This is a genomic window from Mesorhizobium sp. M1E.F.Ca.ET.063.01.1.1, from assembly GCF_003998155.1.
Taxonomy (GTDB): Bacteria; Pseudomonadota; Alphaproteobacteria; order Rhizobiales; family Rhizobiaceae; genus Mesorhizobium.
Map to the genome: position 1 here is coordinate 13088 of NZ_RZSC01000009.1, position 15373 is coordinate 28460.

Genomic DNA, 15373 nt, shown 5'->3' on the forward strand with positions numbered 1-15373 from the left:
GCCGTGACATCCAATCTCCCCCCTTGAGGGGGAGATGCCCGGCAGGGCAGAGGGGGGTGCACTTGGCGCCAACCTGTGTGTAATCCATGCACTTCGGACCCCACCTCCTCCTAGCCGCCCTCGAAGGCCTCGTCACGTCCGCCGTGCTGGCGCTGACGGCGCTCGGCCTGTCGCTGGTCTTCGGCGTCATGCGCATCGTCAATGTCGCCCACGGCGAGTTCTTCATGCTGGGCGCGGTGCTTGCCTGGGCGGTCTCGACGGCGATCTCGGGCCATCCGGCGGTCGGCTTCGTTGCCGCGCTGGTGATCGCGCCCTTGCTGGTCGGGCTGGTCGCGTTTCTTGCTGAATGGCTTGTGCTGCGCCGGCTGAACTACAATCCCGAAAGCACCATCGTCGCCACCATCGGCATGCTCTACATCATCCAGCAACTGGCGCTGACCTTCTACGGGCCGGAGGCGCGCCCGGTCGAGCCGCCTTTCAGCTACCGCATCCTCCTGCCATGGTTCGGCTATTCCGGCTACAAGCTGTCGGTGGTCGCGGCCTCCGCCATTCTCCTCGTGCTGACCTGGCTGGTGCTGACGCGCACCAAGATCGGCCTGATCATGCGCGCCACGCAGTACGATCGCGAGACCGCGCAGGCCTTCGGCATTCCGGTCGAGCGCGTCTATGCCGGCGTCTTCGCCATCGGCGCCATGCTGGCGGCGATCGCCGCGGTGCTGATCGTGCCGATCAGCCAGGCGCATTACCTGATGGGACAGGATCCGTTGCTCCTGTCCTTCATCGTCGTCATCATCGGTGGGCTGGGCTCGCTGCGTGGCACCGTGGTCGCCGCCATCCTGATCGGTCTTTCCGACGGCATCATCTCGATGTTCTTCTCGCCGACTTTGGCCAAGATCATCGCCACGCTGGTCGTCGCCATGGTGCTGGTGTTCCGGCCTCAAGGGTTGTTTGGGACCACTCAGCGATGAAGGATGTTTCGCTGGCAAAGACCTACGCCCCGCATATCGGGATCATCGCGCTTTTGTTCGTCCTGAACTTCGTCCTGCCTGACTACCACCAGGGGCTTTTCGCCCGCATCATGACGCTCGCCGTCTTCGCCATGGGCTACAATCTGCTCTTCGGCTATGTCGGCCTGCTCAGCCTCGGCCATGCCATGTTCTTCTCGGCCGGCCTCTACGGCGCCGGGCTGACGGTGTACCATCTGGGCTGGGGCGTGCCGGAAAGCTTCATTGCCGGTGTGGCCTGCGGCGCGCTGCTTGCCCTGGTCATCGGCCTGCTCGCGCTGCGCACCTCTGGTGTGGCGTTCATGATCGTCACCATGATGTTCGCGCAGGTCTTCTATCTGCTCATCCTCTATTTCGCCGCCTGGACCGGCGGCGACCAGGGCCTGGTCATCCAGCAAACGTCGCGCGCGTTGAATTTCGGCAGCACATCGTTCGACCTCACCAACCCGACCGTGCGCTACATGAGTGCGCTGGCGCTGTTCTCGGTCGTGCTGTTCATCACGCTTGCCGTCGTCCGCTCCCGCTTCGGCCGCGTGCTGGTCGCCATCCGCGAGAACGAGGAGCGCACCAGGATGCTGGGCTACGACACGGTCGCCAACAAGCTCGCCGCCGTGGTCCTCTCCGGCACGATCTGCGCTGCATCCGGCGCGGCCTATGCGCTGCTGTTCGGCTATATCGGCTCGAGTTTCGCTTCGGTGCAGTACTCGATCCTGCCCCTGCTGTGGGTGCTGCTCGGCGGCGCCGCGACGACGCTCGGGCCGCTGATCGGCACGCTTTTCATGTACTATGTCACCGACATCACCAGCGGCTTCACCTCGGCCTATCTGCTGATCGTCGGCGTCGCGCTCATCCTGCTGGTACTGTTTGCCCCGAAGGGCATTCTGGGCAGCATCCGCCAGCGCTGGCTGGGATGGCTGCCATGACGCCGCTGCTCACCACCAAGGGCCTGTCGCGTCATTTCGGCGGGTTGCGCGCCGTCGACGGCGTCGACTTCGCACTGATGCCGGGCGAGATCCGCGCCATCATCGGCCCCAACGGCGCCGGCAAGACCACCTTCGTCAGCCTGCTCAGCGGCCGCATCCGGCCGTCCTCCGGCACGATCGTCTTCGACGGCGCCGACATCACCGGCATGCCGGCTTACAAAAGGGTTCGCCTCGGCGTCGCCTACACGTTCCAGATCACCAGCGTCTTCGCCAATCTCACGGCTTTCGACAATGTCGCGTTGCCGGTGCAGCGCACGCTGACCGACGGCCGCTCGAAGGGGCAGGTGAGGAGCGGTGTCATGGCTGCGCTGGAGCGCATCGGCCTCGCCGACCGCGCCGGCACGCTGGCCGCGCACCTTTCCTATGGCCACCAGCGCCTGCTGGAAATCGCGATGGGGTTGGCGCTGAAGCCGCGCCTCTTGATCCTTGACGAGCCGACGCAAGGCCTGGCCGACAGCGAGATCGACAATTTTATCGTCCTCGTCCGCGAGATCGCCAAAAGCGCCACCGTGCTGCTCATCGAGCACAACATGCCGGTGGTCATGCAGCTTGCCGACCGCATCACCGTCTTCAATTCGGGAAAGATCCTCGCCGAAGGCACGCCGGAGCAGATCCGCGCCGACGTTGAAGTGCAGGATGCCTATCTCGGAGCGACCCATGGCTGATCTCCCCGGGACTGAGAGGGGGCTGCTGACCATTTCCGGCCTCGACTGTTTCTATGGCGAGGTCCAGGTGCTCTACGGCCTCGATCTCGTGCTGAACAAGGGCGAGGTGCTTTGCCTGTTCGGCCGCAACGGCGCCGGCAAGACGACGACGCTGAAAGCGATCATGGGGCTGGTGCCGGCGGCGGCCGGCTCGATCAGGCTGGACGGCAAGGAACTGACCGGGCTCGCCGCGCATGACGTGCCGAAGGCCGGCGTTGCCTATGTGCCGCAGGGCAGGCGATTGTTCGCCGATATGACGGTGGCGGAAAACATCGAGATCGGCCTGATGGCGCGAGCCAAGGGCAAGGCGACGCGTGAGAACGTCCTCGATCTCTTCCCGCTGCTCAGGGAACGCCTCAGGCAACGTTCCGGCACGCTCTCAGGCGGCGAGCAGCAGATGCTCGCCATGGCGCGCGCGCTTTGCCTGGAACCGCAGGTGCTTCTGCTCGACGAGCCGACCGAAGGGCTGATGCCGTCGATGATCGCCAAGATCCGCGAGACGGTGGCGAAGCTACGCGAGCTCGGCGTCTCGACGATCCTGGTCGAGCAGCGCGTCGATGCCGTGCTCTCGGTAGCCGACCGCGTCTCTTTCATCGAGAACGGCCGCAACCGCGAGACGGTCGATGTCGAGGAACTGCGCTCCGATCCTTCGGCGGTTCGGCGGTATGTCGGCGTAGGTTGAGCCAGGCCTTGGGCCTTCACGCTAGTCGTCCAGCGCGCCGATCGCTTTCGCGCGTACGAATGCCAGGCCGGCTATTGCAAGATCGCCGACCGCCATGCCACGGAACGTGAAAGCTGTTCGCTCACTCGCGCTTTGACGACCCGACACGTCGCCGCCGACCAAACCCGTCAAGTCGCCGGCAACGAGTTCGGGCTTGACCATCGGTCTGCTCATCGTCGCCTCCTGCACCAAGTCGTCTATCACGATGCGATCGAAGACAGCCATGGTTTCAGGCAGCCAGGGCAGGGCCAGATCGGTCATGGTCGCGAAGACTCCGGCCTTCAGCCAACGCGCATCCAGAAATGAAGCGGGCTCGGGCACCAAAGTGACCGTTGTCACCACGATATCAGCAGATTCGACCGCCTCTTTGGCGGTATCGCTCGCCACTGCGGTCAGACCACGTGTCTCAGCCATCCGACAGAGTGCGTCACGATTGCCTGTGCCCCGACCAAAGGCCCGAATCTCCTGCAGCGGAAAAAGATCGGCCAGGACCTCGAGATGAGCGCGCGCCTGAACGCCGCATCCGATGAACGCGACGCACGCTGAGTCGGCCCGAGCCAGACGCCTGGCTGCCACGGCGCTTAGACCGGCCGTACGCTTGGACGTCACCCAATTGCCGTCGACCACAGCAAGCGGCAGACCCGTCTCAGCATCGAGAAGGGTGACCAGCGAGTTCAGGGTTGCAAGTCCCCGCTCGGCGTTGCGGGGGTTGACCACCAGCGATTTGGTCGCCAGCACCCGGGGCTCGGTCGCGACGCCGAGGGTCGCCATGATGTAGCGGTCGTCGCCTGGCAGCACCACCGCCTTCGGCGCGCACCATACTTCGCCACGCCTCTGACCGATGATCTGTCGCTCGATTTCATCGACCACGTCGGACGTCGAAATCGTCAAGCCATCCAGGAATTCGGCTGACAGATAGGGCAGCTTCTCGATGGTCGTCATTGTCGCCCCAACCCAACTCCGCACCTGCTCGACAATAGCAGAAACTGCAGGCCCCGCATACGCAAGCGCCGTCGCCATCCGGCTACTCCATGCCAGCGGCTGCCGGCGGCGTCGGCTTCACCCGACAAGGGCATCGCCAACGCTGGTCGTGTCTCGGCTCAACGGAAGAACACAAACCCCGCGATCAAAAAAGTCGGGATCAGCACCAGGCCCGACCACGCCATGTAGCCGAAGAAGCCGGGCATCTTGAAGCCGCGATGCCTGGCGATGGCAAACACCATGAAGTTCGGCGCATTGCCGATATAGGTGTTGGCGCCCATGAACACCGCACCGGCCGAGACCGCGGCGAGCGTCGAGGCGGCCTCCGTCATCAGGTGCTTCGCATCGCCGCCCGCAAGCTCGAAGAACACGAGATAGGTCGGCGCATTGTCGAGGAAGGACGACAGCGCGCCGGTCAGCCAGAAATAGGCGAGGTCGTTGGGCTGGCCGTCCGCCGAGGTGACCAGCGAGACCAGCGGTGCCAGCGCGCCGTCGTGACCTGCCCTCAGGATGGCGATGACCGGCACGATGCAGATGAAGATGCCGGCAAACAATTTCGCCACTTCGGCGATGGGACCCCAGGTGAAGCCGTTCGCCTGGCGGTGGCTCTTGTACGAGACTTGAAGCGACAGAAAGGCCAGCGCAAGGATGATCGCGTCACGCACCAGGTTCTGCAGCTCCAGGCTGACGCCGAGGATGGAAAAGCTCACGCCCGGCTTCCAACTCGCCGAAAGCAGGATCGCGCCGATGACGCCGGCCAGCAGCGGCAAATTGGCCAGCCCGCGCAGGCGCACCTTCGTGTCCGGCGTCGGGTCCTTGATCTTTGGCATGCCGGCCTCGCGGCGATGCAGGACGATGTCGAGCGCGAGGAAGACGGCGAGCACCAGGCCGCCGACGAACAGCGTGTCGGGCAGGATATGCACCGTGGTCCAGAAGAAATCGACGCCGCGCAGGAAGCCGACGAACAGCGGCGGATCGCCAAGCGGCGTCAGCGAGCCGCCGATGTTGGATACCAGGAAGATGAAGAAGATCACCACATGCGCGTTGAACGGCCGGTTGTCGTTGGCGCGCAGGACCGGTCGGATCAGGATCATCGAGGCTCCCGTCGTGCCGATGACCGAGGCCAGGATCGCGCCGACAAGCAGCAGGCCGGCATTCACCAGCGGCGTGCCATGGATGTTGCCCGCAAGCAGGATGCCGCCCGAAATCGTATAGAGCGCGAACAAAAGAATGATGAAGGACATGTATTCGGTCAGCAGCGTATGCAGCACCGCCTCGCCTGCCATCGGAACGCCGAACGCGACCGCGAGGGGAACAACCACCAAAGCGGCCCAGGCGGCGGCAATCTTGCCGTAGTGATGCTCCCAGACATGATGAAAGAGCAGCGGCCCGGTCGCGATCGACAAAAGCAGTCCGGCGAAGGGCAGTGCCCACCAGAGCGACATCGCGGCGCCGGGCAGCTCATGAGCCTCGGCGGCGAGCGCCTGTGCTGGAAACAGCACCGCAACGGCGAGCGCGGTTACGTATGAGAAAAGCCCCCTCATCCGGCCGCTGCGCGCCCTCCCTTCTCCCCTTGTGGGGTCCGAAGGACGGGGCGAGACCCGTGGCTCGCCCCCGGGCGGTGGATCGGCGCGCAGCGCCGAGACGGATGAGGGGTGCTCCAGCGGAGTGAGACGCCGGCGTTCCCTGGAACACCCCTCATCCGTCGCCTTCGGCTCCCCCTTCTCCCACAAGGGGAGAAGGGGGAGCCCGCATCCCGGCGCCGCAGACTGGTGACCTCCTCTCCCCATTGGGGAGAGGTCGGATTGCCCCGGATTGCCCTTCGCAATCCGGCTGGCAAACCGGGTGAGGGGGTCCTCATCCGGAGGCGATAATCCTGTCTTGGGACACGAGACCTTTGCGTCCACAGTCAGTCCGACAAATGATCTTCGAGCGTCACGCCGGCTTCGCGCATGCGTGCAATCATCGTGTCGACCGACCCGTTGAGATCGATGCCGCGGCAGGCGTCGAGCCGCACAGTCGTCTTGAAGCCTTGCTTCACCGCATCGAGCGCCGAGAAGGCGACGCAGAAATCGGTGGCGAGCCCGACCAGGGTGACGGTCTCGATGCCGCGTTCCTTCAGATAGCCGGCAAGACCGGTGGGTGTCGTATGGTCATTCTCGAAGAAGGCCGAGTAAGAGTCGATCGCCGTGCGGAAACCCTTGCGGATCACCAGCTCCGCCTTGGTCCAGGCAAGTCCGGAATGGAAGTCCGAGCCGAGGCTGCCCTGGATGCAATGGTCCGGCCAGAGCGTCTGCGGTCCGTAAGGCATCTCGATCGTCTCGAAGGGCTGCTTGCCGGGATGGCTGGAGGCGAAGCTCGAATGGCCGGCCGGATGCCAGTCCTGCGTCAATACGACATGCTCCGTGTGGCGGATCAGATCGTTGACCAGCGGCACGATCTCGTCGCCGCCGGCCACCGCCAGCGCGCCGCCGGGGCAGAAGTCGTTCTGCAGGTCGATGACGATGAGCGCTTCTGCGGCCATGCGGCCTCCCTCTGTCTTGGCTTGGGCTCCAGTCGAAGTGCCACTGACGCGACCGGAGACGGAACCTTGACCAGATGACTGTCGGCGTCAACCTCTCAAGCCATAACAAAGCTGTGCCGAGCAGTCCGTGACGTGCCCCGGCCATCGCTCCGCTTTGACAATTGCGGCGAACTTGATATCATTTGCATACGAATGAATTTGCCCGAGCCTGATGCCCGGCAGGTTCCCTCGGAAAGGCCCCTTTCTAGGAAGGCAAGGCGTGATCCGTTACGCGAAACCCACCACGGTCGACGAGGCGCTCGCCTTGCTTGGCGAGGACCGCTGGCGCATCCTCGCCGGCGGCACGGATTTCTATCCGGCGCAGGGCGCAAAACCCTTCCGCGACAACATCCTCGACGTCAACGGGCTGGTCGAACTGCGGGGTATCGCCGAGGCGGAAGAACATTGGCGAATCGGCGCCCGCACCACCTGGACCGACATCGTCCGTCACTCGTTGCCGGCCGCGTTTGATGGGCTGAAGGCGGCCGCGCGCGAGGTCGGCTCGGTCCAGATCCAGAACGTCGCCACCGTTGCCGGCAATCTCTGCAACGCTTCGCCTGCCGCGGATGGCGTGCCGGCGCTGCTGGTGCTCGATGCCGATGTCGAGGTGCGGTCTGCCGAAGCAACCCGTCATCTGCCGCTGGGCGACTTCATCCTCGGCAATCGCCGCACGGCGTCGCGGCCGCACGAGATGGTCACCGCCATTCGTGTGCCTAAGCGTTCGGCCGTCGGCACCTCGGCCTTCGTCAAGCTCGGCGCGCGGCGCTATCTCGTCATCTCGATCGCCATGGCGGCGGCTCGCCTGGTGGTTGACGATGGTGTGGTCGCCGATGCCGCGATCGCCGTCGGTGCCTGCTCCGCCGTCGCCCGTCGTCTTGCCGGCGTCGAGGCGGCTTTGCGCGGCCAGCCGGTCACCGCCGCGCTCTCGGATGCGGTGCTGTCCGCGCCGATCGAGGAACTGTCGCCGATAGCCGATGTGCGCGGCAGCGCCGAATATCGGCAGGATGCGGCGCGTGAGATCGTCGCGCGCGCGGTGCGCGCCGCCGTCGGCCTCGGCGAAAGCAGGGTGGCGGCATGAGCATGGAGCGCGCCGATATCGCCTTCGAGGTCAATGGCGCTGTCGTCAGCGTTTCGGTGCCGCCGGTGCGGCGGCTGTCGCAGGTCTTGCGCGACGAGTTGCGGCTGACCGGCACCAAGGTCGGTTGCGATGCCGGCGACTGCGGCGCCTGCACCGTTCTGGTCGACGGCAATCCGGTCTGCGCCTGCCTCGTGCCGGCGGCCTCCGTCTCCGGCACTGCCGTGACCACGGTCGAGGGCCTCGCCAATGGCAGGCTGTCCGCCCTGCAGGCGTCCTTCCTCGAGCACGGTGCCGCGCAATGTGGCATCTGCACCCCGGGCCTGCTGGTGGCGGCCACCGCGCTGCTGGAGCGCAATCCCACCCCGAGCGAGGCCGAGACGCAGGATGCGCTGGGCGGCGTGCTCTGCCGCTGCACGGGGTATCGAAAGATCATCGCCGCAGTGATGCATGCCTCGCGCCACATGTATGGTGTCGACCATCGCCTGCCGGAGGTTGGCCGCGCCGTTGGCGCCTCGCCGATCCGCCTCGATGGCCTGCCGAAAGTTACCGGCGACGAAAAGTTCGGTGGCGACTCTTTTCCGGCCGATGCGCTGGCGGTGATCGTGGTCCGCTCGCCATATTATCATGCGAGCTTCAGCTTCGGCGATCTCAAGGTCTGGGCGGATTCCCATCAGGGCATCGCCAGCGTCTTCACCGCCGCCGACATTCCGGGCCACAATTGCTTCGGTGTCATCGGTCCCTTTGCCGACCAGCCGGCGCTCGCCGAAGGTTTCGCGCGGCTGCGCGGCGAGGCGGTGGCACTGGTGGCTGGCGAGCGCGAAGCGATCCTCGATCTCGACCTCAACGATTTTCCGATCGCCTGGACGGAACTGCCGCATGTGCTGCAGCCCTGCGAGGCAAAGGCGAACGGCGCCACGCTGATCCATCAGCACCGGCCGGCGAACGTTCTCACGTCAGGCTTTGTCGAGCGCGGCGATCCAGACGGCGCGCTTGCCGACGCGGCCGTCACCGTCTCCGGCGCCATCGACACCTCCTTCGTCGAGCACGCCTATATCGAGCCGGAAGCCGGCTATGCTTACATGGACGGCGACACGCTGGTCGTCGTCGCCTGCACCCAGGCGCCCTATATGGACCGCGACGACACGGCCAAGTTGCTTGGCCTTCCGGTCGAGAAAGTGCGCATCGTGCCGACCGCCACCGGCGGCGGCTTTGGCTCAAAACTCGATGTCTCGCTGCAGCCTCTCATCGGCCTTGTGGCGATGAAGACGGGACGGCCGGCGGCGCTTGTCTACACGCGCAATGAATCGATGATGTCGACCACCAAACGCCATCCGGCCGAGATGAGGGCGACCGTCGGCGCGGATGCCGAAGGCCGTGTCACCGGCATGGTTTTCGCCGGCGACTTCAACACCGGCGCCTATGCCAGCTGGGGGCCGACCGTCGCCAACCGCGTGCCGGTGCATGCCTCCGGCCCTTACGTCACGCCGAACTACCGCGCGACGGGCTACGCCATCCACACCAATGGCCCGGTCGCCGGCGCCTTCCGCGGCTTCGGTGTGCCGCAGGCCACCATCATGCAGGAAACGCTCTATGATGAACTCGCCGGCAAGCTCGGTCTGGACCGCCTCGATTTTCGGCTGAAGAACTGTCTTCGGAACGGCTCCGAAACGGTCACGGGACAGCGCCTGGAGTCCGGCGTCGGCATCGGCGAATGTTTGGAGCAGCTTCGCCCGCACTGGGCGCGTGCGCTCACGGAGGCGGAAGTCTTCAACGTCGCCAATCGGGCAAGCAAACGCGGCGTCGGCGTCGCGTCCTGCTGGTATGGCTGCGGCAACACCTCGCTGCCCAACCCCTCGACCATCAAGGTCGGCATCTCGGCCGCCGGCGAGGTGATCCTGCACCAGGGCGCGGTCGATATCGGCCAGGGATCGAACACGGTCATAACGCAGATCTGCGCCGACGCGCTCGGCCTGGCGTTGGAGAAGTTCCGGCTGAAGAGCGCCGACACCGCCATCACGCCCGATGCCGGCAAGACATCCGCCTCGCGCCAGACTTTTGTGACCGGCAAGGCGGCCGAGACGGCGGGTCGCGCCTTGCGCGAAAAAATCCTGCGCTTCGCCAATGTATCCGACCGGGCATCGATCGCGCTCGATGGCGCGAGCATCTCCATCCGAGAGGGCGACGCGACGCGGCGCATCGATCTCACGGCGCTGAAACCCAATGCCGACGACCTGGTGTTCGTCGCGGAAGAGACCTATGACCCGCCGACGCTGCCGCTTGACGCCAAGGGCCAGGGCAAGCCCTACGCCGTCTACGGCTACGGCGCGCAGATTGTCGAACTGGAGGTCGATCTCAAACTCGGCACGGTGAAGCTGATCAAGATCACCGCCGCGCACGATGTCGGCAAGGCGATCAACCCTGTGCTGGTCGAAGGCCAGATCGAGGGCGGCATCGCGCAAGGCATCGGCATGGCGCTGATGGAGGAATACATCCCCGGCCGCACCGAGAACTTGCATGACTATCTCATCCCGACCATCGGCGACGTGCCGCCGATCGAGCACATATTGGTCGAAGTTCCGGACCCGGAAGGACCCTTCGGCGCCAAGGGATTGGGCGAGCATGTGCTGATCCCGACGGCGCCGGCGATCCTCAACGCCATCCGCCATGCAACAGGTGTCCTGGTCACCAAGGTACCGGCGACGCCGAGCCGCATCCTGGCGGCGATCCGTGAGAAGGAGGCGCGCCGATGAGCGAGCTTGCCGAACGTTTCGAAACCCACGACCCCGGCGAGAAGCAGGTGGCGGAGAAGATCCGCTGCGATGCCTGCCCGGTGATGTGCTACATCGCCGACGGCCGCACCGGCGCCTGCGACCGCTACGGCAATGTCGGCGGCCGCATCGTGCGCATGGACCCGCTGACCATCCTCGACCATGCGGCCGAGACCGGCGGCGCGGTCGTGCCCTTTATCGCCGAGGGCGAAGCCTGGAACGGCGAGTTGGTCAACACCGGCCGCCGCTTCGTCACCGCTATCGGCGCCGGCACCACCTATCCGGACTATAAGCCGGCCCCCTTCATCGTCAGCCAGGAGGTCGAGGGCGTCGATCTCGTCACCGTCGTCACCGAAGGAATCTTCTCCTACTGCGGCGTCAAGGTGAAGATCGACACCGACCGCCATATCGGCGATGAGACGGCGACCGTGCGCTCCGAAGGCGAGGCGATCGGCCACGTCACCACTGGCGAATACGGCTCGCAGATGCTGTCGCTCGGCGGCGTCCATCACCTGACCGGCGGCTCGAAGGCCGAGGGACGCGCCACCTGCGATGCACTGCTCAACCTCTGCAACCGCAAGCCGGTGGAGCTCACCATCGATGGCGGCGCGACGGTCGTCGTCGAGGCCGGCAAACCGCCGGTCATCGACGGCAAGGTCGAGCACCGCATGCGCGTCGGATGCGGCTCGGCCACCATCGGCATGTTCGCCACGCAGTGGCGCGGCCTGGTCGACGAGGTGGTGGTGGTCGACGACCACATCACCGGCGTCGTCTCCGAGCATCAGGCCGGCAAGGTGCTGGGCTGGGAGGATACCGGCATAAAAATCATCGGCCGGCGTTCGACGCCCGGCCGTTACTTCAAGGTATCGGAGCCCGGCCTCGGCTGGGGCGGCACCACGATCTCGGATCCGCTGTCGATCCTGGGCGATTGGAACCCCAAGAAAGGTGCTCGCCCCGGGCTGTCGCTCATGATGGTTTCGACCACCGGCGAGCAGTTCGCCTATTACGAACTCGACGACCAGCTCAAGCCGGTAGAAAAGCCATTCCCGGATCGGCTGCAGAAATCCGTCGGCCTGATCGAGGACAATTGTGAGCCGGCACTGTGCACTGTTCTCTTCGTCGGCGGCGCCGGCGGCTCGCTGCGCGCCGGCGTTACCGAAAACCCGGTCAACCTCACCCGTTCGGTACAGGGCCTGAAAACCTATGTGACGGTCGGCGGCGCACCGGTCTATGTCTGGCCGGGTGGCGGTATCACGCTGATGGTCGACGTGACCCGCGTGCCGGAGGGCGCCTTCGGCTATGTGCCGACGCCGGCGCTGGTCGCCCCGATCGAATTCACCATGCGCCGCGACGACTATGTCCGGCTGGGCGGCTATGAAAGCGAGATCCGCAGCGTCGAGGATATCCTCGCCAGGGGCGGCGAGTACCTCAATCCGCGCCGCGGCACTGGCGCGCGCGCCGGCAATCCCTGGCCGCCGCTGGCGCAATTGCGTCGCACCAAAGCCAACGGGGCCGGATGATGAACGGCCCGCGGGCGCATTGGCTCGCCGACGGCAGGCGGCTTCATCTCAATCACGGGCCGATCGATCTGATCGTCGAGGCCTTTGGCGATGCAGTTGAACGCCGCGCCGCTTACGCTCAGGCCGTCGCGCGCTTCCAGACGATCCTGACCGAGCTGGTGGAAGAACTTCCCGAATTGCGCCGACCGGCCTCGTTGCGGGCGCGCGCTTTCGCCGGCCCGACGGCGCGGCGCATGGAGGCTGCGGTCACACCGCTGGCGGAAGAATTCATCACGCCGATGGCCGCCGTCGCCGGTTCGGTAGCCGACGAAATTCTGGCGGCAGTGCTTGTCGGACGAAAACTCGACCGCGCCTATGTCAACAATGGCGGCGACAGCTCTATCCATCTCGGCAAGGGCGAGACGATGACGCTGGCCATCGCCGGCACCGGGCATGGCCTCGCCGACCGCATCACCATCCGCGCCGAAGATGGCGTGCGCGGCGTTGCCACCAGCGGCTGGCGCGGCCATGCGCTAGCGCCGCCCCAGGGCGTGTTGAGCGCAAGATCGTCGAGCAGCGCCGCCACCGCCCAGGCGGCCTGGTCGGCCCGCTCCAGCGAGGATCCCGCCGCCATCGCGGCGTCGCGCGCACGGACCAGTTCGTCGAGCAGGCGCGTGCGCAGCACCTCCGGGTTCTCGGGCGCCAGCGCGCTTTCAAGCTCCGGCGCGAATTCGAGCAGCGGCGCGAATGTGTTGATCAGCGTATTGGGGTGCGCGCGCGCCCGCTTCACCGGCGCGCCCGGCGTCAGCGGCGCCATTGGCCGCGGCGACGCGCCGGTCAGCCTGATGCGCGTGCGCTCGCGATCCTCCGACAGTCCGAAGGGATCATCCCGGCTCATGGCCTCACCTGTTCACCGAATAGCAGTCGACCTGCGGCTCGCTCGGCAGGACACCGGAAACGCCGATGACGAAACCGGGGGCGTCGAGCAGCGAAGCCCAATGCTCGCTCTTCTGATCCAGTTCCAGGCACAGCCGGTCGCCGTCATAGGGGATCTCGCGCGGCTGCGAATGCAGCGGCTTCAGCGGAATGCCGGGCAGGCGCGACTTCCACAGCCCCTCGAACTGGTCGGCCGACCCCACGGTGGCCTGGTTGACGAAGATCTTGCGCAGCGCGTCCTCCGACAACTCGGAGCCGACGCGGATGACGATGCGGCTGGCGACCAGAAGCTTCGGATTGTCGATGCGCACCTTCCAGACATTGGTCGCGTGCCGCATGACCGGCAGCGCGCGCGATTTCGGCTCGATGTAGCGCAGGCTCAGGATCAGCGAGCGCAAGGCGTCTGCAAGCGCCATATAGGCCGGCCCGGGCGCCATGTGATCGTAGGCAGGCAACTCGCCAAGCCGGCGCGCGCTGGAACCGTAGGTCGCCATTTCGCCGGCGAGCCCGGCAAGCTCGAGATAAAGCTCGGCCGGATGGAAGACGTCCTGCGCCAGCATGTGGGCAAGCCGCGGCCGCGCCGCATTGGCGAGATGCAGCATCAGGAGGTCCTCGACGCTGCGGCCGGGGCCGCCCATCACCATCTTGCCGTGGGCCTCGGCGATCTGGTCGAGGCCGGTGACGACTTCCTGCAGCAATTGCCGGTACCAGGCGACCGCGCCGGTGATCAACGTCGGCGGCAGGAAACTCTCGTCGAGCGAAACGCCGCCGTCGGCGCGAACACCTTTGATGTCGGCGATCGGCAGCGCGGTGTAGCCGCCGACCGATTTGCCGGGTGCGAGCAGCACTGCCTGCGGCCGCGCGATCTCGATCTCTTCCGGGTCGGAGCCGCCCTGGACGGCATCGCGCACCGAAACGATCTTGCCATGATAGCGCGCGCCGGTCGACGCCGCGTGCGCCGGGTCGAAACCGACGCCGCCGGGCGGCTCGAGCGGCAGGGCGACCAGCACCGGCCCGGCGCCGGTGTCGGCCGTCACCGGCAGCGGCTTCGGCGCGTCCATCAGTTCCGGGATGGAGAAGGGCGTGCCGTCCGGGAAAATGCCCCGGGCGGACACGATCGAGATCTGGCCTGCCTCGAGCAGCGACTGATCGAGCGTCAACTGCTGGAAGCCGAACGTGTGGAGCTGGCCGGCCTGCAACGTGCCGCGCACCATCGCTTCGAAGAACCGGTCCTGCTGCTGGAAGTGCTGGGTCCTCAAGAAGAGCCCCTCGGACCACAGCACCCTGTTTGCGTCGCTCATGCTGCTGCTCTCTGCACTGCTACCTGTTGTCTGGCCGTCAGGCGGAAATACCGCCGCTGCCGAGGCTGACATTGATGGTGAATTTCGACCCCGGTGACACGGACTTGGTCGTACGCCAGTTCCTGCCGCCAGGCTCGCGGATCAGCGCGACGAAGCCGAGCGCCGTCGCGTTCGGCTCGACCGTGATGGTCTTGGCCGCGGTCTTTCCCGGCGCGACGGAGATTGAGTCGGAGCCGATGAGATCGGCGCCGAGCGCCGAGCCCGCGTCGCCCTGCAGCGCGAAATAGTCGGCCGAATTGAACTTTCCGGTGCTGGCGAGCCGCATCACCAGCACGGTCACCGGCCTATCGCCGCCGCCCGGTCCCGGATTCATGCCGGCGCCACCGCTCACATTGACCGAGATAACCGATGGTTTCGGCGGGCCGCTCTGGCAAGCCGCAAGCAGCCCCGTCGCGCCGAGGGCAACGATGAATTCGCGTCTGTCGATCATGTCCTACTCCTCTTCGTAAGCATCCCTGAAGTCCGCGCCGATTTCGCCCAGAAAGCTCGATTCCGCGCTCTGGGCGATGTCGCGATGGCGTTTCTGGTAAAGCTCCCACAGCTTGGCGTTGCGCCCGCCCGAAAGCAGATTGCCGATCGCGGAATTGGATTTCAGCTCTTCCTCGATCGCCGCCGGATCGAAGCGGTCGATCATGCGCCGCAGCGCCGCCTGCACGCCCCGCCAGGCCCGCACATGGTGCTGCGCGAGGTCGCGCACCGCATCGGAGATCGCCGCCTCGCCGGAGAGAAAGCCCGGGCTGCGCTCCGAGATGATGGTGACGATGACATCCTCGGC

General features: G+C 65.9%; 13 protein-coding genes and 2 pseudogenes. 8 read left to right on the forward strand and 7 right to left on the reverse strand.

What is annotated here, in order from left to right:
• Positions 1 to 86: 86 nt before the first annotated feature.
• Genes EOA29_RS02170 through EOA29_RS02185 form a run of 4 tightly spaced genes read left to right on the forward strand, consistent with a single transcriptional unit; the run spans position 87 to position 3373 of the window.
• The gene (locus EOA29_RS02170; protein WP_126090710.1) at positions 87 to 968 is read left to right on the forward strand and encodes a branched-chain amino acid ABC transporter permease; all 882 of its coding nucleotides are present in this window, start codon (positions 87 to 89) and stop codon (positions 966 to 968) included.
• Positions 965 to 1927, forward strand: a complete 963-nt coding sequence (locus tag EOA29_RS02175; RefSeq protein ID WP_126090709.1) for a branched-chain amino acid ABC transporter permease — start codon at positions 965 to 967, stop codon at positions 1925 to 1927. Before EOA29_RS02170 ends, EOA29_RS02175 begins: the two co-directional genes overlap by 4 nt.
• Positions 1924 to 2652: an ABC transporter ATP-binding protein gene (locus tag EOA29_RS02180; protein ID WP_126090708.1), complete on the forward strand. Its 729-nt coding sequence runs from the start codon at positions 1924 to 1926 to the stop codon at positions 2650 to 2652. Before EOA29_RS02175 ends, EOA29_RS02180 begins: the two co-directional genes overlap by 4 nt.
• Positions 2645 to 3373 (forward strand): ABC transporter ATP-binding protein, encoded by a 729-nt coding sequence (locus EOA29_RS02185; RefSeq protein WP_126090707.1) that lies wholly within the window; start codon positions 2645 to 2647, stop codon positions 3371 to 3373. Before EOA29_RS02180 ends, EOA29_RS02185 begins: the two co-directional genes overlap by 8 nt.
• A gap of 21 nt (positions 3374 to 3394) precedes the next feature.
• Here the strand turns inward: EOA29_RS02185 and EOA29_RS02190 are convergent, their stop codons facing one another.
• From EOA29_RS02190 to pncA, 3 genes are all read right to left on the reverse strand, one after another.
• The gene (locus EOA29_RS02190) at positions 3395 to 4432 is read right to left on the reverse strand and encodes an ornithine cyclodeaminase family protein (RefSeq protein WP_245468370.1); all 1038 of its coding nucleotides are present in this window, start codon (positions 4430 to 4432) and stop codon (positions 3395 to 3397) included.
• 80 nt (positions 4433 to 4512) lie between these two features.
• Entirely contained in the window at positions 4513 to 5937 is a 1425-nt protein-coding gene (locus EOA29_RS02195; protein WP_126090705.1) for a sodium:proton antiporter, read from the reverse strand.
• Positions 5938 to 6302: 365 nt separating this feature from the next.
• Positions 6303 to 6917, reverse strand: coding sequence for a bifunctional nicotinamidase/pyrazinamidase (gene pncA, locus EOA29_RS02200; protein ID WP_126090704.1), 615 nt, complete (start codon positions 6915 to 6917; stop codon positions 6303 to 6305).
• 259 nt (positions 6918 to 7176) lie between these two features.
• On the opposite strand from pncA, the gene EOA29_RS02205 reads away from it, so the two are divergent.
• The 4 genes and pseudogenes from EOA29_RS02205 to EOA29_RS42740 all read left to right on the forward strand — a co-directional run.
• Positions 7177 to 8034: a xanthine dehydrogenase family protein subunit M gene (locus tag EOA29_RS02205; RefSeq protein ID WP_126090703.1), complete on the forward strand. Its 858-nt coding sequence runs from the start codon at positions 7177 to 7179 to the stop codon at positions 8032 to 8034.
• Positions 8031 to 10784, forward strand: coding sequence for a molybdopterin-dependent oxidoreductase (locus EOA29_RS02210; protein ID WP_126090702.1), 2754 nt, complete (start codon positions 8031 to 8033; stop codon positions 10782 to 10784). Before EOA29_RS02205 ends, EOA29_RS02210 begins: the two co-directional genes overlap by 4 nt.
• On the forward strand, positions 10781 to 12322 hold the full coding sequence (locus EOA29_RS02215) for a 6-hydroxynicotinate reductase (protein WP_126090701.1): 1542 nt from the start codon (positions 10781 to 10783) through the stop codon (positions 12320 to 12322). Before EOA29_RS02210 ends, EOA29_RS02215 begins: the two co-directional genes overlap by 4 nt.
• Positions 12322 to 12828: pseudogene (locus tag EOA29_RS42740) on the forward strand (UPF0280 family protein); the annotation flags it as partial. The gene EOA29_RS02215 and the pseudogene EOA29_RS42740, both read left to right, overlap by 1 nt.
• Here the strand turns inward: EOA29_RS42740 and EOA29_RS02225 are convergent.
• The 4 genes and pseudogenes from EOA29_RS02225 to EOA29_RS02240 all read right to left on the reverse strand — a co-directional run.
• Positions 12810 to 13199: pseudogene (locus EOA29_RS02225) on the reverse strand (DotU family type IV/VI secretion system protein); the annotation flags it as partial. The pseudogenes EOA29_RS42740 and EOA29_RS02225 overlap by 19 nt on opposite strands.
• A 4-nt stretch (positions 13200 to 13203) precedes the next feature.
• Positions 13204 to 14538, reverse strand: a complete 1335-nt coding sequence (tssK, locus tag EOA29_RS02230; protein WP_126095511.1) for a type VI secretion system baseplate subunit TssK — start codon at positions 14536 to 14538, stop codon at positions 13204 to 13206.
• A gap of 37 nt (positions 14539 to 14575) precedes the next feature.
• A complete protein-coding gene (tssJ, locus tag EOA29_RS02235; RefSeq protein WP_126095510.1) occupies positions 14576 to 15028 on the reverse strand; it encodes a type VI secretion system lipoprotein TssJ in 453 nt (150 codons plus the stop codon).
• A 3-nt stretch (positions 15029 to 15031) separates the two neighbouring features.
• On the reverse strand, positions 15032 to 15373 hold a 342-nt coding region (locus EOA29_RS02240; RefSeq protein ID WP_348628848.1), incomplete at its 5' end, for a type VI secretion system-associated FHA domain protein.

Excerpts from the sequence above, each read along its gene's own strand:
- EOA29_RS02170 (WP_126090710.1), top strand. The coding sequence starts at position 87 with ATGCACTTCGGACCCCACCTCCTCCTAGCCGCCCTCGAAGGCCTCGTC.
- EOA29_RS02175 (WP_126090709.1), top strand. The coding sequence starts at position 965 with ATGAAGGATGTTTCGCTGGCAAAGACCTACGCCCCGCATATCGGGATC.
- EOA29_RS02180 (WP_126090708.1), top strand. The coding sequence starts at position 1,924 with ATGACGCCGCTGCTCACCACCAAGGGCCTGTCGCGTCATTTCGGCGGG.
- EOA29_RS02185 (WP_126090707.1), top strand. The coding sequence starts at position 2,645 with ATGGCTGATCTCCCCGGGACTGAGAGGGGGCTGCTGACCATTTCCGGC.
- EOA29_RS02190 (WP_245468370.1), bottom strand. The coding sequence starts at position 4,432 with ATGGCGACGGCGCTTGCGTATGCGGGGCCTGCAGTTTCTGCTATTGTC.
- EOA29_RS02195 (WP_126090705.1), bottom strand. The coding sequence starts at position 5,937 with ATGAGGGGGCTTTTCTCATACGTAACCGCGCTCGCCGTTGCGGTGCTG.
- pncA (WP_126090704.1), bottom strand. The coding sequence starts at position 6,917 with ATGGCCGCAGAAGCGCTCATCGTCATCGACCTGCAGAACGACTTCTGC.
- EOA29_RS02210 (WP_126090702.1), top strand. The coding sequence starts at position 8,031 with ATGAGCATGGAGCGCGCCGATATCGCCTTCGAGGTCAATGGCGCTGTC.
- EOA29_RS02215 (WP_126090701.1), top strand. The coding sequence starts at position 10,781 with ATGAGCGAGCTTGCCGAACGTTTCGAAACCCACGACCCCGGCGAGAAG.
- tssK (WP_126095511.1), bottom strand. The coding sequence starts at position 14,538 with ATGAGCGACGCAAACAGGGTGCTGTGGTCCGAGGGGCTCTTCTTGAGG.
- tssJ (WP_126095510.1), bottom strand. The coding sequence starts at position 15,028 with ATGATCGACAGACGCGAATTCATCGTTGCCCTCGGCGCGACGGGGCTG.